Genomic DNA, 17652 nt, shown 5'->3' with positions numbered 1-17652 from the left:
AGTCACGCACAGGCACGTCCGGACAGTCGTCGACGGAGACCGCGTTCACCGGCTCGCATCACGAGTGCGTGCATGAGCCCGGACAGCGGCCGCAGCGCACGGATGACCGGGCGGGTGGTCGTGACACACCACAGCGAATCGATGTGCGTGGACGAGCCATGGGGCGTCAGCGTCCACACTCCTTCGCCGCGCAGATCACCATGGGCGCTGAAACTGATGCGCCTCGGTGCGTCGACGTGTTCGGCGGCGATGGTGAAGCACAGCGACATGCCGATCGGGGTGCGCACCTGGATGTCGGCCCGGCTGCCGGGGATGATTCGGTCCTCGAACCAGTGTGCTCCGGCCAGGCCCGGCCACCACTGCGGCCAGGCTTCGACTTCCTCCAGGACCGCCCACACCGACTCTCTCCCGGCTTCAACCGTCCACCGGTCGTCGAAATGGAATGGAGCGGATTCCCCGGCCCGCTGTCGCACATGTTCGTGGCTCATGGTACGACGGTAGTGTGAAAGACGTGAGTGAGGAAAGCAGTGTCAGCAGCCGCCGCCCCTCCCCCTTGGGCGGTCGCAAACCGACGAAGGACGACCTCGCCGCGTTCGCCACGGATGATCCGAATGCGATCGATGACATTCTGCCCGGCGATTCCTCCGGGTTGAAGATGCTCATCGTCGGCATCAACCCGGGTCTGTGGACGGCCGCGGTCAACGCCCCGTTCGCTCGGCCCGGCAACCGGTTCTGGCCGTCTCTGCATCAGGCGGGCCTGACCGACCACCTCGTCGATGCTTCCCGTGGACTCGACCCGGCCGATGAACAGCAGCTGCTGCGCCGCGGCATCGGTCTGACCAATCTCATCGGGCGGGCCACCGTGCGTGCCGACGAACTCTCCCGCGAGGAGCTGCGTCATGGTGCCAGTCACCTCATCGACCGGCTCGCTGACATCCGTCCGCGTGCGGTGGCGATCGCCGGCATCACATCGTTCCGGATCGGCTACCGGCAGCCGAAGGCGCAGTTCGGTCGGCAGGACACCTCGCTCATCGACGGCTGGCCCCGAGAGGTCGCCTTGCATGTGGTGCCCCAGCCCAGCGGTCTCAACGCCCACTATCAGGTCGCCGACCTCGCTCGGATCTGGCGCGAAGTCTGGGACAGCATCGACGACTGAGTTCCGTCGCACCGGTCGCGGCTCGTGACGACCCGGGTCGTCGACCACAGGCTGCGGTCTAGTGTGGGGCGCCGGTGAAATGTTCGCGGCACCGGGCGACGTACGCGTCCGATCCGCCGATGTGCCGGGCGTCGATGGCGGTTGCAGCGAGATCCGACGAGTCGGTGCGCTGGTGGAAGACGGCATCACGACCACAGACCGTGCAGACTGCGGTGAGTCTGAGGACGTCTTCGGCTGAGGCCATGAAGCTCGGCAGCGGTTCGAACGGCTGCCCGTCGAAGGTCACGCACAGGCCTTCGACGATGACGTCGATTCCCCTCCTGAGCAGATCATCGACGACGGGGATGAGCTCGAAACCGAAGAACTGGGCCTCATCGATGGCGATGAGGGCGTAGTCAGCGGCCCGCGCCGCCTCGGCGAGGGCCGAAGCCTCGCCGAGGGGAACGGCAGGGATATTCATCCCGATGTGGGAGGTGATCGTCGCGATGTCCACTCGGGTGTCGAGGGAATGAGAGACGACGAGCACCTTCGTCCCAGCGATCGTGGCCCGCCGGACCCGGCGCATGAGTTCTTCGGACTTCCCGGAGAACATGGGTCCGGCGATGACCGCGAGTCGGCCGAAATCAGTCGTCGACGGTGACACGCTCGGTTTCGGTGTCGACGGTGACCTCCGTCTCTTCACCGCCCTTGTCGAAGTCGAACTGGAATTCCTTCATGTTGTCATCGTATTCGAGCTTCCAGCCGACGAGTTTCCCGGACGCCTTCTTCTGGGCGAGTTCGAGTGCTTCGTCGAAGGTCATCGGATCGTTGAGATCGATGGCCTTCTCCTTGTCGTCGGTGGAATCCTGCTCATGTTTGACGATCTTGCCGGAATCGGCGTCGATCTCGACGTCATGATCGGTGCTGCCGTCGAGGATGGACACCTCGTACTGCCACGCCTGGTCCTTCTCGTCCCAATCGAGTTCGATGCCGTGGACGATGCCGTCGCCGACCTTCTTCTCCGCCGTCTTGATCGCATCTTCGGCACTGGTTGCCGGGGTGTCCTTGCTCAGGTCGGCATCGGCGGACAGACCGTCCCCGGACGAATCCTGCTTCGAACCCTGCTCGGAATCCGTGTCATCGCCGGTGTCCTCGCCCTGGTCCTCGGCGTCCTCGGTGGTGCTGTCGGAGGTCGATTCGCTGGCCGCGGGCGAATTCTGAGCCTCATCGGCTCCGTCTCCGGAGTCACTTCCGGAACACCCGGCCAGGCCGAGAGTGAGTGCTGCGAGTCCTGCCACTGTGCTCATTGCCATGCGATTCGTCTTCATATTTCACACGCTAACAGTCGCCTGCGGCTGACCCTACGTTTCTGAGAGAAGTCTCATCTGCACATCCTGCGGATCCGGTCGGACGTGTCCTTCCCGAAGAGGACCCAATGTGACCATCCCGGCTGGGAGGGGGCGGTCAGTCGAGACAGAATTCGTTGCCCTCGGGGTCGGCCATGACGATGAACCCGAATTCCAATGGAGGATCCGGATCGACCCGTCGAAGCCGACCTCCCCCAAGCTCCACCAGCCGGGAGCATTCGGCTTCCAAGGCATCCATTCGTTCATCGCCGTCGAGTCCCGGCGCGGCACGCACGTCGAGGTGGACCCGGTTCTTCACCGTCTTGGCTTCGGGCACTGTTTGGAAGAAGATGCGCGGGCCGGTCCCCTCGGGGTCCTCGATGGCGGCGCGCATGTCCTCTGGCCGCAGTTCGATTCCGAGGCCGGCGAGGAACTCCTTCCACGCGTCGAGAGGGTCGTCGTCGGCACCGAGTCGGACCCCGGGCGGGCCCGGCACGATGTAGCCGAGGACTTCGGCCCAGAAGCGGGCAAGTCTGCCAGGATCGTGGCAGTCGAAAGTGACTTGGACTGTTCTGCTCATAGCGTCCTCTTCATCGTGGAAATGAGCCGACCTCGACCCTATTGTGCGCTCTCCGAACTCCTGACACCAGGGTCCGGCCCCGAACTTCTGAAGTCGGCTTCGGTCCCCGAGGTCAGACCGCCAACTGCTCGTCGAGATCGAACAGGCTCGGCATTTCGTGGCGTACGGCCGTCCCGAAGGCGAGCGCCCCGCCGAAGAGACGCTCGATCGCGTTGACCGTGTGCAGCACACGGTCGCGGGAGACCGGCGGCATGAGCTCACCGTGTTTGAGGTAGCCCTTGAGCGAACCGGTCGCTGCCGCCCGCAGCCCGATCCTCCCGGCGATGAGCCAGGTGATGCACTCGGTTTCGAATCGCACTTGTGACCGCTCGACATGCGGGTCGGCTGCGCTCACGGCGAGTTCGGGCCGCGAACCGCGGTGCCCGCTGTAGATGAGCGCCAATTCCGTGAGGAGACGGGTGAGCATGACGCTGGCGCTGCGTGTCTGCGGCAGGTGCTCGGGAAGCAGGTTCTTCCGGCGCAGTGTGGCAACGACGAGGTGCAGTCCGTCCCAGGTGGGTGCACCGACCGCCGCGAAGGGGGTGGACACTTCAGTCGGCAGTTCGGGCCCTGTGGTGTCGGCGATGTCGTAGACGAAGCGGACGGGCCCGAAAGGATGGAGGATGACCATGGAGGTGGCGTCGGCCTCGACGCTTCGGCCGAATCGCTCCCGCCATCCGTCCTCGGTCTCGACGAAGGTGGCAGTCGGCCGCTGTTGGGCGATGAGAGCGGCGTTGAAGGCCGCCAGCTGAGGGAATCGGCGAACGAAGGCGAGCAGCTCGTCCCAGCGCATGAGCGGTCGATGCTCGTGCGCGTCGTTGTAGAGAGCGTCGAATGAGTTCGTGTTCTGATCCATGTCCTCACGGTAGACGTCGCTGCTGACACGAGATTCTGAGCAGATCAGCCGACTGCGCCAGTAGGCTCACTGAGAGGACTATTCGATGGAGAGGGGACAGCGCGATGGCTGAGAGCAACCGGGACATTCATCTGCGGATCGGGCGTGAGGAGCTCGTCATCCGGCAGCGCTACCAGGTCATCAGCATCTCCAATGATGTGCTCATCGGTGTGTGGTTCCTCGTCGGCAGCTTCATGTTCTTCTCCGACTCCCTCACGTATACGGGAACGTGGCTGTTCGTCATCGGCAGTGTGGAGATGCTCATCCGCCCGGTCATCCGCCTCATCAGGCACCTGCACCTGCAGAGGCTTCGCAGCCCCGCAGCGGCCGGCGACGACTCCTTCGATTTCTGAAGCCGACAGACCAATCGGTGCGCACAGCCAGGTGGGCGGCCGCAGCCACCGCTGCCATCAGTGCACTGCCACCTCGCCAGTCGGCTGCGGTCAGTGGTCGCCCCAGTGCGGCAAGCTCTCGTCTGGCCAAGGCCGCTCCCGGCAACATGATCGGCACGGCAGTGATCACTCCAGCCGTGTAGCGTCGCAGCACGGCCGACGACAGCAGGTGAGTGAAGACGTGGGCTTCAAGACCGGCGACCGCGTATCGGTACAACGGTGACTCCCCCTTGGTCTGCGCCCCACGGATACCTGCCCCTGCAACGACCGCGCCGACCAGCCCGATGGCTGCCAGACTCTGTCTCGTACTCATCCGCAGCGCATCGATGCCGGTGAGTTCGGCCAGCTGGTTCGCTGTGGCGGGGAAGGTCAGCGCCTCCTCGGCGTCATGCAGCGTCCAGGCGATGAACATCAGCGCTGGTCCTCGCATCATGGTGCGTCCTTTCCGCAGGCGAACATCTGTTCACCATTCCATCATGCTTGCGCTCGACCGTTCGCCAGCCGCAGATTGCGGTGCGCCGACTCACCTGCCCAGCGCTGATCGTGGGTGGTCGCCACGACGGCGCCCCCACGCCCGAGGACCCGCCCGATGATCGCATTCAACCGGTTCATCCCGGCCAGGTCGCGCCCGATCGTCGGTTCGTCGAGCAGCAGCACAGGTGCTCCTGTCATCAGCGCCGAGGCGATGACGACGTCTTTGCGTCGGGGCACATCGAGATCGAACGGATGTTCTTCGGCAACGGAGCTCAGCTCGACGTCGGTGAGGACGGAATCCACGACCGAGCGTCGTCGGCGGCGCACTTCGGTCCGGTCACGCCGTCGGTGGGCCGGCAGCGGTGCCGAGTGCAGCAGCTCATCTGCCACCGTGGCCGCGCAGAGTTGGAGTCCCGGGTCCTGCCCCACCCACCCGAGGTGGGTGCTGCGCTCATGAGCCGGCAGCGCATCCACATGCGTCACCTCGCCGAGGCGGCTGAGCGTGATCGTGCCCGTCACCGTTGCCGTCCGTTCGAGGAGTCCGACGAGCGCCTTCAAGAGAGTCGATTTTCCGGCACCGTTGGCTCCGGTGACGGTGACGAGCTCGCCGGGGCGCAGGTCGAGGTCGACACTGTCGAGGATACGAGTGCGCCCCCGCTCCACTCTCAGGTCACGCACCGTGAGCAGCGGATCCCTCCGCGGAGTCGGTGCTTTCCGACCGGGCTCGGCAGCATCGGGACGAGTGTCCCAGACGCCGATGGACTGTTTTGACGCGGTCGCCGGCCGCAGCTGTCCGGAGTCGAGGTGGTGCACTGCCCGACAGTCGCGAGTGAGTTCGTCGATCTGATGACCGGTGATGAGCGCCGATCCTCCGTGAGCGCAGAACTCCTTGAGCACGGTCGACAGGCGAGCCCGCATCGTCGGGTCCAGAGACTGCGCGGGCTGGTCGAGGACGACCAGGTCGGGGCCGGGTGCAAGGATCCGTGCCAATGCGACCAGTTGCCTCTGCCCGCCGGAGAGCGTGTCCACCCGTCGGTCCCACAATTCGTCGATGCCCAGCTGTCGCTGCATGTGCAGGGCGCGGGCTCGGGCATCGGCCGGGGCGTATCCGCGCAGTCGGCATGCCAGCTGCGTCTCATCGCTGACGTGGCTGGTCATTCCGCTCAGCTGCGCTTCCGGATCGTCACCGAGCAGGGCGACCGTTCCGGCGCAGTCGATGGTGCCGGACAGCGTGCCCCGGGCGGCGAGTTCGCCGGCCAGCAGGCGGCACAGCGTCGAAGTGCCCGAACCGATGGGGCCGAGCACGGCGGTCATGGCTCCGCCGCTGAGTTCGAGGCTGATACCGGTCAGCGCGGGATCAGCTTCTCCGAGAAAGGTGAAGCCGGCGTCGGTGATTCTGGCGGTCATCTCAGGCACCGCCGATGAGCTGTGAGGCTCCCGGCAGCGGCAGGAGTCCCGCCACCGAGGCGATGATGAGTCCGAGGGTCGCGAGCGGAGTCAGGATGCGCAGGAGGCTCTGGCCCGGTCCGTCTCTGTGGTCCTGCAGCGCGACCGTGGTCGGGCGGGTATCGAGTCCGCTCTGTTCGAGCACTTCGTGACGCTGTTCGACGGTGAGGAGGACCGCGGTGACGAGTCCGACGACGATCCCGGGCAGCAGTCGGATCCGCACCGTCCAGGAGTCCGCTGCCCACCCGCGGGCCTTCCTGGCGTCGATGATGTGTCGGGTGCGTGCGCCGATGAGCGGGATGAGGCCGATGGCCGAGGCACAGACATAGGCGAGCCCTGCGGGCAGGCGGAGTCGGCGCAGCCCGTCGAAGAGCCGTGCGGAATCGGATCCGAGCCCGAACAGGGCGCACAGGCCGATCAGGGCGGCCACGCGCAGCCAGATCTGCACGGCGATGCTCAGTCCTTCGACGCTGAGGTGGGCGGGTCCGGCCTGCCAGAGCACATGCACCTCCGTGCCCGGGTAGAAGAGCCCCTGGACGACGACGAGGACGAGCAGAGTCGGCAGGCACAGCAGACCCACCGTCAGCGACCACGACCGCAGACTCATCTTCGACGAGGAGAGGACGGTCCCGATCGTGCCGACGATGATGAGTGTCGGCACGATCGGTGAGGGCACCCCGAAGACGAGCAGCAGACCGCACAGCAGGATGACGAGTTCCGTAGCCGGATGCAGTCGGCGTGCGGGTCTGATGATGTCGTCCTCAGGTGTGGCGGGTTCGGGACGAACGGGACTCATTCCGCTCGGGGAACCGAACCGACCGGTGATGTCGACGAATCCTCTCGGGCCGCCTCGGCGCGGGGGCGACTGTGCAGGGCGAAAGGATAGCGCCCGATGATGCGTCTGGGCAGGGACCTGATGACGACACAGGCCAGGGCGAAGATCAGTGCCTTGTCGGCGATGTCGGAGACCATGCTCTGGGCGAAGGTGGCGTTGAACATCTCGAGGCCAGCGGCTTGGAGGATCGCGACGACTCCCCCGGTGCCGGCGCCGAGACCACCGCCGAAGACGTAGGCGGCGACAGGGGCTCCGATGGCTCCTGCGGGAACACCGGCGATGGCTCCGACGAGGACCGCTGTCCACGGGGTGCGGAAGGTTCCGAGTCGTGCGGCCCATCCGGCGGCGGCACCGATGAACGCGGCTCCGGAGCTGAAGGCGATGACGCTGGGGCTCAAGGTCACACCCCAGATGAGGTTCGAGATGATTCCGGTGAAGGCTCCCGCCGCCGGTCCGGCGAGGACGCCGATGAGAACGGTGCCGATGGAGTCGAGGTAGAGCGGAACCGGAGTGTAATTGCCGATGACCTGACCGATGACGATGTTGAGCGCGACGGCGACGGGGATGAGCGCCAGGACACTGCGGGGAATGAGTGGGAGGGTGCCGGAGGCCAGCAGGGCTCCTCCGGCGAGGTAGCCGAGCATGACCCACAAGGTGGTGTGGCCGAGTTCGATTCCGAGGTCGGCCGGCTGGGTGAGGAGCACGGCGAGGTAGGTGCCGATGACGACGAGGGAGCTGAGCAGCGTGAGGGTGAGGGGAAGAGCGAGGTTGCGGTTTTGTCCGGGACCGACCGTGGTGGTCGGCCCCTGCCCAGACCGTCTGGAGTGTGTGGTCATGCGGGTGGTCCTTTCATCAGGGTGGTGCTGAGGTGGTCGAGGAATGCGGGAGCATCGATTCCGCGGATGATCTCTGCGTTCACGGGCCGGTTCCACCGCCCCAGCCAGTCGGCGACGGTTTCGCCTCGTGTGAGTGTACCCGTGAGTTCGACATCGACCGGCGCCCACAGCGTCCTCGCCCAGGGAAGTGAGCCGGTCGTGCCGTTCCCCATTGCCGAAGCTGCTCGCGGCCCTTCGCCGGCGCTGGGTCGCTCCGGTGTCGGGTCGGTCGACGCACTGGAGTGCTCTCGAGCCCAGTTGAGGGCGCAGGCGAGCACGAACGGGTCGTGAATGTGGGCGAGGTAGCCGAGCCCATCGGATTCGTGGAATTCGAAGTAGAACCGCAGCGCCTCGGACAGTTGCCTCAGCACCGCTTGCCATGCTTTTCCGGTGCAGAGAGCTCCGTCGAGGATGTGCTCGAATCGCTGAGAGGTCATCTCCACGGCTTCGGTGGCTTCGATCGGTGCGATGACAGGAAGATGTTCGGGGTGAGCGTGCGCATGGACCGATCCGAAAGCGGCGATGACCCGAGAAGTGGATTCCGGGTCGAAGGTGACGTTCCATTCCGTCGTCGGGCGGGTATTGCCCCGATAGTTGAACGCACCTCCCATAATGAAGATCCGTTTGAGCAGTCGCGGCAGTTCCGGGTCGATGTCAAGCGCCAGAGCGAGGTTCGTCGCCGGGCCGATGACGACGCCGAGGAGCTGCCCGGGATGAGCGTGAGCCGCATCGACCCAGGCCTGCGCGGCCGACACCGAACTGACTGGGACGGTGGCTCCCGGCAGCTGGGCGTACCCGCAGCCGGTGTCACCGTGTGTGAGGTCGGCGTATTCCAATGGTTCGTCCGGCGCTGTCGCCGGAGTCTGCCAGGCCAGGGGAAGTTCGTGGCCGGCATGGACCGGGATGTGGGAGCGTTCCGCCAGTGCCAGCCATCGGCGGGTGTTCTCAACGACCTGCCTGGTGGCGACATTGCCTCCGGACGCCGCGATGCCGACGACATCGACGTCGTCTTGGCAGCACAGGTAGGCGAGGGCGAGCGCATCGTCGATCCCGGGGTCACAGTCGAGGAACAGCGGCAGAGTGGAAGACATGGTTCCATTCTGCCGGACGTTTCCGGTCACCACCCGGGGATGCGCTTCCAGTTCCCGCAGGGCTGCGTTGAACCGCGCCTGACGATCTTGCAGCACAGGTACTTCGTGCTCTCCTTCGCCTCATCGATCTCCTCGAGGCTCTTGCCTTCATCGACCTCGACCGTCCTGATAGGGGTGCCGAGAGCTTCGGCGAAGGAGCCGGCTTCGATGATCCACGGGTTCGTCGAAAGCTGGTAGGCATTGCCGAAGATCTCTCCGTCGCAGCAGCTCGCCCCCATGTTCCTCAGCCGATCGAACAGGGCCGTGGCCCGCGGGGCCGTCTGATCCCGAAAGATGCGCGAGAAGCGGTGAGTGCCGTTGCAGCCGAATTCGCTGAGTTGGCGGAAGACATAGCAGACCAGGCATTCGCCGGGCCGAGGGGTGAGGATGCGGGCCGAAGCGCCGTCGATGATCGTTCTGACGTCTGTGTCAATCGTGTTCTTGTCCATGACCGCACACTTCCAGACGGCACTGACACGAAATCGATCAATCTCACAGCAGTCACCGATTTTCGTCCTATTGCCGCAGGTCACAGTGGAGATATGATTTTCATCTTAGAATCGTGACCATGAGCATTCTCGTCGTCGGTGAAGCCCTCATCGATATCGTCAGCACCCCCGGTGCCCCTGACCGCTACGCGCCCGGCGGAGCGCCTGCGAATGTCGCTCTCGGTTTGGGCCGCCTCGGCGATGAGGTCGAGTTCCTCACCGATGTCGGTGATGACTTCCACGGTGGATTCCTTCTCGCCCATCTGCGTGAGTCCGAGGTCACCGTACTCACCTCCCCGCGTGGCAGCACCTCCACGGCACTCGCCCGACTGGCCGCGGACGGTTCGGCCGAGTACACGTTCCGACTGCGGTGGGATCCCGATGCCTCGCTGTTCGACAGCAGTGGGCGATCCGTCCTGCACTTCGGGTCGATCGCAGCGTTCCTCGAACCCGGTGCCGCCGTGATCGATCGGCTCCTCACCACTGCTGCGGAGGAATCCGGGCCACAGTCACGTCGTCCTCTCATCAGCTTCGATCCGAATATCCGGCCGTCGATCATCGGCTCCCATGAGGAGGCCCTGCCGCGGTTCGAGGATCTGGCTCGACGCGTCGATGTCCTCAAACTCAGCGATGCCGATGCCGATTGGCTCTATCCCGGCCTCGACGAAGAGACGCAGATCGGCCACCTGCTCGGCTTGGGCCCGACGCTCGTGGCGATGACTCGCGGGGGTCAGGGCGCGACCGTGGCGACCGCCTCGGCGCGAGTGGCAGTGGCCTCGGCACACGTCGATGTCAAGGACACGATCGGCGCCGGGGACACGTTCATGGTCTCTCTCATCCACGATCTGCACGCTTCAGCACAGGGACTGTCCGGTCTCGGTGCAGCGGAGCTCACGACGCTGGCCGAACGGGCCACAGCGCTGGCGGCGATCACCGTCAGTCGCGAAGGAGCCGACCTTCCCTGGGCCCAGGACCTGAAGAGCTGAGGAATTCTGCGAGCTGTCGCAGGCAGATTTCGTGGCCGCTGCGGTGGCCGTCGATCATCCCCTGACCGGCGAAGGACACGACCTGGTCGACGAGATCGACGCGGGCGCCGGTCGGAGTCGCGGCAAACGTCCAAGTGATGATCGCGGTCGAGAGGATCTCATCGTCTCTGGTGAGGGTCTCAGTGGTCACGAGGTGACGCTCTGGCGCAAGTGAGCAGTACTGCCCAGCGGAGACGAACTCCAACACTCCTGGTGACCCACAACGGGCGCGGCTCGCTCCGCCGGGGCGGAACTCGTCGATATCGCAGATCATCTCCTCTCCCTCGGGGACTCCCCACTGCACGCGCTGCCTCGTATCGGCGAAGGCGTTCCACACCTTCGAGACAGGCTGATCGAAATCAGCGCCGAGGTTGATCGTGGCGGCCACCGGCGCACCCTGATCGGAAGATGCGTCACTCACCGAAGAACACCACCTGATTTCCATCCGGGTCGCTGACCGGGAGGATGCGCTGTCCGCCACCGCGGCTCGGCTCGTCGTGGTCGATTCCGGCCGCTCGCAGATGCTCGGCCATCGTGTCGAGGTCGTCCACGTCGATGACCACATTGGAGCCTCCGGCTCGCTGCGGGTCCTCCCAGATCTGGACGCCGAACTTCTCGTCGAAGCACCATTGGGCCAGCCCCGCCATCGGCTTGTCATCCGGCTGCCTTTCGAAGAGTCGAGAGTACCATTCGGTCGCTTCTTTCTCGCCGGTGACAACGATATTGGCCATGAGTCCTGTGAACATGATCGCTCCTTCGGGATCAGCCTGGAGTATAGGTGCTTGCAGTTTGCAATCACTTGTTCCATAGAAGCACACATCGGCCCCGGGGACAAGAGCGATGTTCAACTCAGCCGCCGAACGGGGCCAGGGCAAATCGACCCCACGCGAGGAACGCAAACACCAGCAGGTATGCGGTGTCCCCTGCCATGAGGCCCCATTCGCTGCGACGAAATCGTGTCGTCGCCGCCCCTGTCATCACCAGCATGAGTCCACACGCCGCGATCGGTGAGAGCACCGGGAGGATCCCGACGAGTGGCGGTACGATCAGCCCGAGCACGCCGAGGAGCTTGATGGTTCCGATGGCTTTGATATGCCCAGGGCCGAAATCATCCACCCAGTGCTGGCTGCGAGCGAGCGCACGGTATCTCTCCTTTGGCAGGACGATCTGCGAGGCTCCGCCGATGCCGAAAGCCAATGCCATCGCGGCGGCGACGACCCATAGTACGATATCCATCATTGCAATTCTCCTTTGCCGAAAGAGCCCGGTCTGGCTCTCACTCCGATGACGCACCGCCGCCCGGAAAGGTAACAGCCATCGCGGAGTCACCTTCGATCTCAGAGTTCGAAGCTCATCGCCCTCGCCTCACCGCGCTGGCCACACGAGTGCTCGGATCCCACTCGGACGCCGAGGATGCCGTTCAGGAGGCGTGGCTCCGCTGGGAGAGACACAGTTCGGAGTCCATCGACAATCTCGGCGGGTGGCTGACCCGTGTCGTCGGACGAATCTGTCTCGATATGCTCCGCCGCCGTACCGCCCGGGGAGAATCGTCGCTTGACGCCTGGGTCGATGAAGCCATCGTCAACGAGGATGAGCTGACTCCTGAGCAGAGTGCGACGCTGTCGGATCTGTTGGGACCGGCCATGCTCATCGTGCTCGACTCACTGTGCCCGGAAGAGCGATTCGCCTTCGTTCTGCATGACATGTTCTCAGTGCCCTTTGCTGAGATCGCCGCCGTCATCGGTTCCTCGGAGGCGGCGGCGAAGATGGCCGCCAGTCGGGCGCGGCGCAAGGTCAAGGACGCACCAAGTCCCTCAGGAGAGCTCGCGCAGCGTCGTGCTGTCGTCGACGCCTTCCTCACTGCCGCACGGAACAGTGACTTCGACGCCCTGTTGCACATCCTCGACCCGAGTCTGACTTGGCACCGCACCACCGCCCGCGGTCACATGGTCCAGATGGGTGCGAACGAGGTGCTCACAGCGATTCGGCGAGGCGATCCGGACAGGATCGAAATTCGAAAGGTCAACGTCAACGGCGAGCCAGGTCTCCTCGTTTTGACGCCGAGCGGCCGCCGCTTGGGATTCATGGCATGCACCGTGGCAGACGGCAGAATGGTCGGCATCGTCTCGATCACCTCAAGGAAGCAGCTGGAGCGGCTGAGACTGCCGAGACAATAGCCCCTATCTGATTCAACTTCCGGCGATCTCCGCCTCGTAGGCGGCCTGCAGTCGCTGAGAGGAACGCGGAGCACCAGGGTTCGGGCGGGGCACTCCGAGGTGGGTCTCTCGGAGTTCATCCATGAGGCCGTCCACGAGCTGCGGATCTTCTGCCATGAGGCGGGAGCGGATCGTCAATTCCCGCGAGGTCTCACGGTGGGTCATCCCCCAGCTCCCGAGAGCGACCATGACCGGCAGAGTCTGGATTCCAGCCTCGGTGAGGGAGTATTCGGCTCGCTGCCCGCGTGCGGCTTCCGCCTTTGTCAGCAGCCCTTCGTCGATGAGCTTCTTCAGACGACTGGCGAGCATGTTCGAGGCTATGCCCTCATTGTTGTGGGTGAGCAGCTCGCGGAAGTGCCGGCGATTGCCAAAGATGATGTCGCGCAGGACGATGAGCGACCAGTTGTCGCCGAGGACTTCGACGGCGGCGTTGATCGCACATCCTGAGCGCGGCTGTGCAGGCATCGATCCACCTCCAGTGATTGCATTCTGAAACTACTTAATCTTACACTGGGTCCACTTCCCGGGAACCGACGCTATCCATCCGACTGCAGACATCAGCCGAACCATCACATCGGGGTGCTCATGGCCAAAGCGTGTGTCAACAACCTCTTCGTCTCCCTCGACGGCTTCGCTGCCGGCGAGTTCGTCACCTTCGACCAGCCGATCGGTCAAGCGCAGGCGCTGTTCTCCTACTTCGACGGCCGCGGGATCTGGCTCTGGGAAGGCCTCGACGGCAGCTTCGACATACCTGCACTGAATACACCGATGGCCTGTCGTCTCCGATCGGAGACGACAGGCCATCGCACGGGGCTGTGTCCGTGTGGATGATCAGGTCAGCTGATCGCCTCGGCGATGGGGGTCTGCCCGTCGTAGAAGTTCACGGTCTCACGCACGGCCACCGTTTCGGCGATGACGTGGGTCATGACGTCAGCGACGAGTTCGCGGGAGGTCACGCGCACATCGTCTGCCGGCTTCTGCCCGTCGAGGTCACCAGCGGCGTCGGCGATGAGGACTTCGCCGCTGGAAGGTTCGAGGGTGAGCCCGCCGGGACCGAGGATCGTATAGTCGAGCGAGCTGGCTCGCAGATGCTCATCGGCACCACTCTTGGCCTGCACGTAGGGGTAGAAGGAGCTGTCCGGATCGACGCGGTCGGAGTCGACACTCGCGCTGGCGTAGGAGACCATGACGAAGCGCTTGACGCCGGCCTGTTCGGCGGCATCGACAGAGCGCTTGGCAGCGTCGAGGTCAACGGCCTTCGTCCGGTCAGGGTTGCCGCCGCCGGCACCGGCGGAGAACACGACCGCTTGGGCTCCGGCGAAGACGTCGGCGAGCGCCTGGGTGTCGGCGGTTTCGATGTCGAGCACGACCGGGTTGGCCTCTGCGGCTTCGACGTCGGAGGACTGGTCAGGATTGCGGATCACTGAGTCAACGGCGAAGCCCGCAGCCGTGAGTTTGGGTGCTGCCAGGAGCGCGATCTTTCCATGGCCGCCGAGAATGACGACACGAGCTGAATCAGACATATCTACCTCCGTTGTCGGTGATGCTTGGTGCTGGGTACAGCGATGTCTCCGGCGCGAATATTCCCGGACAGGTGAGACCGGAGCCGTCGACCGCCTCGGCGAGCGCATCTCAGCCGTCGACGATGATCATCCGCTCTTCGGTTCGGACCACGCCGGCGCGGGGTATTCTGATGACCATGGCCGACGACTTCTCCCCTACCGCTGTCGTGGCCACGTTGGAGCACGGTCGATCGGTGCTCATCCCCTCCTCGAAGCGACATTCCATCCTCGTTCTGGTCCTTGCCTTTGTCATCGGGATCGGCCTGCTCGCCTTCTTCGTCTTCATCGTCACCGCAACGCTCCAGGACGGGCGCACCTGGTGGCTCATCGTCGCCAATCTGCGCATCTGGGCTCTCGTCGTCGGCATCGTCGGGTGCTTAGTCGTCGCACCGATCGCTGTGGTGGTGCGGATGCGCAGGCGCGAGTCCCTCGTTCTCTCCCCCGCAGGCGTCGCGTTGGCCCGGCATGGTGAGGTTCTGCCCGGCACGCTGCTGCCCTGGCACGACATCGTGGAGGTTGTCTTCGAACAGGCGGTGCGCCGAGGGCCGAAGGCACTGGCTTATATTCTCACTGAGGACGCGACCCGTCGACGGCGCGGCCGCAACCTCAACCCACGGCTGCTCGTGAAGGGCGGGTTCGTCCTCAGCCATCGTCGGCTCTACCCGGTGCTGGCGGCCGCCCATGCGCGATTCGCACCCCGCATTCATGGGCGCCGGTAGGCCTGCAGATGCGCGTGCTCTACCGTTGAGATCATGATCCGACGCCTCCTCGCTCGCACATTCTGGACGTTCAGCAAGTGGAAGCTCGTCAGCGAGCCCGCCCCACAGCGCCCGACCGTACTCATCGGCGCACCGCACACGTCCAATTGGGACTTCGCGCTCATGCTCGCCATCGCCTGGCGCTTGGGGGTGAAGGTGCATTGGCTGGGCAAACATTCTCTGTTCACCGGCTGGCGGGGTCCGATCATGCGTGGACTCGGAGGGGTCCCCGTCGATCGGTCCGATCCCAGCAGAATCGTCACCGAGATGGTCGAACGTGTCCGCGCCGGCGAAGTCTTCGGCCTCGTCATCACCCCGGACGGCACTCGCGGCGGACACTCGCATTGGAAATCCGGCTTCCACCGCATCGCCCGTCAGACCGGCATGCCCGTGACCTTGGGATATCTTGATTCGGCCACACACACCACTGGGCTCGGCCCGACCTTGGACATGACCGATGACCTGGTCCATGACATGGACCGGATCCGCGCGTTCTATGCCGACAAGCACGGCATCCGCCCGCATCTGCAGATCGTTCCGAGTCTGCGTGAGGAGAGCCCCGAAGCAGATCCGCGCAGCGGCGAAGCGGAGTCGAACTGAGATGGACGGTGATGTGCGGGTGCCGTCCGGGCCGGGGATCCCGACCGGACTCGTCATCCCCGCAGCAGAGATCTCCGAACAGTTCTCCCGGTCTTCCGGCCCCGGCGGCCAGCATGTCAACACCTCTGATTCGCGGGTGCAGCTGAGCCTCGATCTGGCTTCGGCGAGCTTCCTCACCGAGACTCAGCGCGAGCGGGTGCTCGGCCGATTGTCGCCTCGCCTGTCGGGCACGGTACTCACCGTGACCTCGGAGAAGCAGCGTTCTCAGCTGAAGAATCGCCAGGACGCGCGGAGGCGTCTGGCGCAGCTGCTGCGCGATGCGCTGGCTCCGCCGGTGCAGAGACGAGCAACGAAGCCGTCCAGGAATTCCCGGCGCAGACGAGTCAGGTCCGAACAGCGCCGCTCGGAGATCAAACGCAACCGCCGCAGGCCCCGTCTCGATTGAGCCCCGGTGGTGACAGCGGTTGACGTGAAGAGCAGAATGGGCGACATGAACAGCATCGACATTCTCACCGACCTGTCCCAGCGCCCTCTCCAGGCAGCACAAGCTCTGCCCGACCTCTCCCCCGAACAGCTCAACAGCCGTCTGGGCGGTCATCCGAATTCCGTCGCCTGGCTGCTGTGGCACAGCGGCCGTGAGATCGACGTGCAGCTCTCAGCCCTCACGGGCAAGCCCGAGCAGTGGGAGGACTTCCGGAACCGGTTCGATCTCGGCGAGATCGGCGAGACCTTCGGCTACGGACACAGTCCCGAACAGGCGGCAGAGATCAAGGTCGACGATCAACAGCTGCTCGTCGACTACCTCGCCGCTACTCTGAACGCGTTCACCGACTATGCAAAGACGCTCTCCGAGGATGACTTCGACGAAGTCATCGACAGGAACTGGACTCCCGCAGTCACTCGTGGCGTTCGGATGGTCTCGATCATCGACGATGCGATCCAGCATGTCGCGCAGGCGGCCTTCATCGCAGGTGCGTCTGTTTGATACGGTTCAGGGTCGACAGAAATCCCTGACTTCGCCGAGGATGCTCATCCCAGCCGCACGGTAAGTGGCGACGGCGACTGTGTTCGATGTCGGCGTGGCAACGGTGACGCTCGAGGCTCCCATCTCCCTCAGCGCCGCGGCCGCGGCCAGTGTCATCTCGACTCCGAATCCGTGACCCCGGTGGTCGCCGTGGACGCCGAGTGGTTCGATGACACCGGGGCGCCTAGGGCCGGCCGACCAAACGGTTGTGGCACCGGCTGGAGCGCCGTCGGCGGTAAATCCGACGAGACATTTGGCCTGCTTGTAAGCGTGACCGTCGGCCATGGACCGCCAACGGTCCGCAGTCAATGAGGACCCGGGAAAAGCCGAGGATTCGACCGCGATACGGTCGGCGATACGGTTATCTGCTCTGTCGGGGTCGACCGTTTCGATCCGCTGGGTAACGGATGGGATCGGTTCGCTCAGATCTCGGTGGAGCGTGGTCCACGCTTCGTCGGATCCCCATCCCGCCTCGGTGAGGGTATGTTGCAGGGCGGATCCGAATCGAGCTTCGACGATGCCCTTCCCTGCAGGCAGCAGTTCGGTGAGATCTCCGGTGAAGTCGGCCAAGATCGCCTCGGCGAGCGCTTGGTCATCGGAGTGATCGGGTGAGATGGCCATTCGGATGAGTTCGGATTCGTCGAGGAATCCGACGGCCGCGGGGTCGTCACCGACCGTCCACACCCGCAGGGCCGAGGCGAGCGCTTCGGCTCCGAAACGCTGATACCAGCCCAGGTCGCCGGGATGAACCTGCAGAGGCAGTCCTTCGCGCTGCCAGGACCCGACGGTGTCGATGATGCCCGGCAGGTCCGTCGTAGTCGGTTTCGACATG

Annotated in this window: 26 protein-coding genes; 9 read left to right on the top strand and 17 right to left on the bottom strand. The window is 64.7% G+C overall.

All coding sequences use genetic code 11. From position 1 onward, the window contains the following. Positions 1-2: 2 nt before the first annotated feature. A complete protein-coding gene (locus EB836_RS05385; protein WP_135538280.1) occupies positions 3-488 on the bottom strand; it encodes an SRPBCC family protein in 486 nt (161 codons plus the stop codon). A gap of 23 nt (positions 489-511) precedes the next feature. Between EB836_RS05385 and EB836_RS05380 the strand changes: the two genes are divergently transcribed. Continuing rightward, positions 512-1156 (top strand): mismatch-specific DNA-glycosylase, encoded by a 645-nt coding sequence (locus tag EB836_RS05380; protein WP_240689622.1) that lies wholly within the window; start codon positions 512-514, stop codon positions 1154-1156. A gap of 58 nt (positions 1157-1214) precedes the next feature. On the opposite strand, the gene EB836_RS05375 is transcribed toward EB836_RS05380, so the two are convergent. From EB836_RS05375 to EB836_RS05360, 4 genes are all read right to left on the bottom strand, one after another. Beyond that, complete coding sequence (locus EB836_RS05375) at positions 1215-1799, bottom strand: thymidine kinase (RefSeq protein ID WP_276606426.1); 585 nt, start codon at positions 1797-1799, stop codon at positions 1215-1217. Next, positions 1780-2463 carry a PepSY domain-containing protein gene (locus EB836_RS05370; protein WP_240689620.1) on the bottom strand — a complete coding sequence of 228 codons (684 nt, stop codon included), beginning with the start codon at positions 2461-2463 and terminating at the stop codon, positions 1780-1782. The genes EB836_RS05375 and EB836_RS05370 overlap by 20 nt, the downstream gene beginning before the upstream one ends. A 136-nt stretch (positions 2464-2599) precedes the next feature. Further along, positions 2600-3061, bottom strand: a complete 462-nt coding sequence (locus EB836_RS05365) for a VOC family protein (RefSeq protein ID WP_135538277.1) — start codon at positions 3059-3061, stop codon at positions 2600-2602. A gap of 112 nt (positions 3062-3173) precedes the next feature. Further along, positions 3174-3956: a hypothetical protein gene (locus EB836_RS05360; RefSeq protein ID WP_135538275.1), complete on the bottom strand. Its 783-nt coding sequence runs from the start codon at positions 3954-3956 to the stop codon at positions 3174-3176. Positions 3957-4060: 104 nt separating this feature from the next. Here EB836_RS05360 and EB836_RS05355 point away from each other — a divergent pair, with 104 nt between their 5' ends. Further along, a complete protein-coding gene (locus tag EB836_RS05355) occupies positions 4061-4348 on the top strand; it encodes a YrhK family protein (protein ID WP_135538273.1) in 288 nt (95 codons plus the stop codon). Here EB836_RS05355 and EB836_RS05350 read toward each other — a convergent pair. The 6 genes from EB836_RS05350 to EB836_RS05325 are packed head-to-tail and all read right to left on the bottom strand — an operon-like array spanning position 4281 to position 9596. Then, a complete protein-coding gene (locus EB836_RS05350; protein WP_135538271.1) occupies positions 4281-4820 on the bottom strand; it encodes an HXXEE domain-containing protein in 540 nt (179 codons plus the stop codon). The two genes, EB836_RS05355 and EB836_RS05350, sit on opposite strands and share 68 nt — an antisense overlap. Positions 4821-4861: 41 nt before the next feature. Next, entirely contained in the window at positions 4862-6268 is a 1407-nt protein-coding gene (locus tag EB836_RS05345; protein ID WP_135538269.1) for an ABC transporter ATP-binding protein, read from the bottom strand. A gap of 1 nt (position 6269) precedes the next feature. Next, positions 6270-7103, bottom strand: a complete 834-nt coding sequence (locus tag EB836_RS05340) for an energy-coupling factor transporter transmembrane component T (RefSeq protein ID WP_135538267.1) — start codon at positions 7101-7103, stop codon at positions 6270-6272. Continuing rightward, the gene (locus tag EB836_RS05335; protein WP_135538265.1) at positions 7100-7978 is read right to left on the bottom strand and encodes a histidine kinase; all 879 of its coding nucleotides are present in this window, start codon (positions 7976-7978) and stop codon (positions 7100-7102) included. The genes EB836_RS05340 and EB836_RS05335 overlap by 4 nt, the downstream gene beginning before the upstream one ends. Beyond that, complete coding sequence (locus tag EB836_RS05330; RefSeq protein WP_135538263.1) at positions 7975-9108, bottom strand: nucleoside hydrolase; 1134 nt, start codon at positions 9106-9108, stop codon at positions 7975-7977. The genes EB836_RS05335 and EB836_RS05330 overlap by 4 nt, the downstream gene beginning before the upstream one ends. Before the next feature lie 26 nt (positions 9109-9134). After that, the gene (locus tag EB836_RS05325) at positions 9135-9596 is read right to left on the bottom strand and encodes a DUF2695 domain-containing protein (RefSeq protein ID WP_135538261.1); all 462 of its coding nucleotides are present in this window, start codon (positions 9594-9596) and stop codon (positions 9135-9137) included. Between the two features lie 119 nt (positions 9597-9715). Between EB836_RS05325 and EB836_RS05320 the strand changes: the two genes are divergently transcribed. Beyond that, the gene (locus EB836_RS05320; protein WP_135538259.1) at positions 9716-10621 is read left to right on the top strand and encodes a carbohydrate kinase; all 906 of its coding nucleotides are present in this window, start codon (positions 9716-9718) and stop codon (positions 10619-10621) included. Here the strand turns inward: EB836_RS05320 and EB836_RS05315 are convergent. From EB836_RS05315 to EB836_RS05305, 3 genes are all read right to left on the bottom strand, one after another. After that, positions 10572-11081, bottom strand: coding sequence for an SRPBCC domain-containing protein (locus tag EB836_RS05315; protein ID WP_167854358.1), 510 nt, complete (start codon positions 11079-11081; stop codon positions 10572-10574). The genes EB836_RS05320 and EB836_RS05315 overlap by 50 nt on opposite strands. Continuing rightward, the gene (locus EB836_RS05310; protein WP_135538255.1) at positions 11074-11406 is read right to left on the bottom strand and encodes a VOC family protein; all 333 of its coding nucleotides are present in this window, start codon (positions 11404-11406) and stop codon (positions 11074-11076) included. Before EB836_RS05310 ends, EB836_RS05315 begins: the two co-directional genes overlap by 8 nt. Positions 11407-11509: 103 nt before the next feature. Continuing rightward, positions 11510-11899: a DoxX family protein gene (locus EB836_RS05305; RefSeq protein WP_205683313.1), complete on the bottom strand. Its 390-nt coding sequence runs from the start codon at positions 11897-11899 to the stop codon at positions 11510-11512. A 77-nt stretch (positions 11900-11976) separates the two neighbouring features. Here EB836_RS05305 and EB836_RS05300 point away from each other — a divergent pair, with 77 nt between their 5' ends. After that, entirely contained in the window at positions 11977-12837 is an 861-nt protein-coding gene (locus EB836_RS05300; protein ID WP_346763077.1) for a sigma-70 family RNA polymerase sigma factor, read from the top strand. A gap of 12 nt (positions 12838-12849) precedes the next feature. Here EB836_RS05300 and EB836_RS05295 read toward each other — a convergent pair whose 3' ends face one another. After that, a complete protein-coding gene (locus tag EB836_RS05295) occupies positions 12850-13341 on the bottom strand; it encodes a helix-turn-helix domain-containing protein (RefSeq protein ID WP_135538251.1) in 492 nt (163 codons plus the stop codon). Between the two features lie 120 nt (positions 13342-13461). On the opposite strand from EB836_RS05295, the gene EB836_RS05290 reads away from it, so the two are divergent. After that, the gene (locus EB836_RS05290) at positions 13462-13707 is read left to right on the top strand and encodes a hypothetical protein (protein ID WP_135538249.1); all 246 of its coding nucleotides are present in this window, start codon (positions 13462-13464) and stop codon (positions 13705-13707) included. A 5-nt stretch (positions 13708-13712) separates the two neighbouring features. Here EB836_RS05290 and EB836_RS05285 read toward each other — a convergent pair whose 3' ends face one another. Continuing rightward, positions 13713-14399 carry an SDR family oxidoreductase gene (locus EB836_RS05285; protein ID WP_135538247.1) on the bottom strand — a complete coding sequence of 229 codons (687 nt, stop codon included), beginning with the start codon at positions 14397-14399 and terminating at the stop codon, positions 13713-13715. A gap of 176 nt (positions 14400-14575) precedes the next feature. Here EB836_RS05285 and EB836_RS05280 point away from each other — a divergent pair, with 176 nt between their 5' ends. The 4 genes from EB836_RS05280 to EB836_RS05265 are packed head-to-tail and all read left to right on the top strand — an operon-like array spanning position 14576 to position 16781. Beyond that, positions 14576-15157, top strand: a complete 582-nt coding sequence (locus EB836_RS05280; RefSeq protein ID WP_135538245.1) for a hypothetical protein — start codon at positions 14576-14578, stop codon at positions 15155-15157. Positions 15158-15190: 33 nt separating this feature from the next. Beyond that, on the top strand, positions 15191-15796 hold the full coding sequence (locus EB836_RS05275; protein ID WP_135538243.1) for a 1-acyl-sn-glycerol-3-phosphate acyltransferase: 606 nt from the start codon (positions 15191-15193) through the stop codon (positions 15794-15796). Between the two features lies 1 nt (position 15797). Continuing rightward, complete coding sequence (gene arfB, locus EB836_RS05270) at positions 15798-16241, top strand: alternative ribosome rescue aminoacyl-tRNA hydrolase ArfB (RefSeq protein ID WP_135538241.1); 444 nt, start codon at positions 15798-15800, stop codon at positions 16239-16241. A 45-nt stretch (positions 16242-16286) separates the two neighbouring features. Beyond that, complete coding sequence (locus EB836_RS05265) at positions 16287-16781, top strand: DinB family protein (RefSeq protein WP_135538239.1); 495 nt, start codon at positions 16287-16289, stop codon at positions 16779-16781. 6 nt (positions 16782-16787) lie between these two features. On the opposite strand, the gene EB836_RS05260 is transcribed toward EB836_RS05265, so the two are convergent. After that, positions 16788-17651, bottom strand: coding sequence for a GNAT family N-acetyltransferase (locus EB836_RS05260; protein WP_205683312.1), 864 nt, complete (start codon positions 17649-17651; stop codon positions 16788-16790). Between the last annotated feature and the right edge of the window lies 1 nt (position 17652).

It is taken from the genome of Brevibacterium sp. S111 (assembly GCF_004745075.1).
In the GTDB taxonomy this organism is placed as follows: Bacteria; Actinomycetota; Actinomycetes; order Actinomycetales; family Brevibacteriaceae; genus Brevibacterium.
This window is presented reverse-complemented; position numbering and strand designations above follow the sequence as displayed.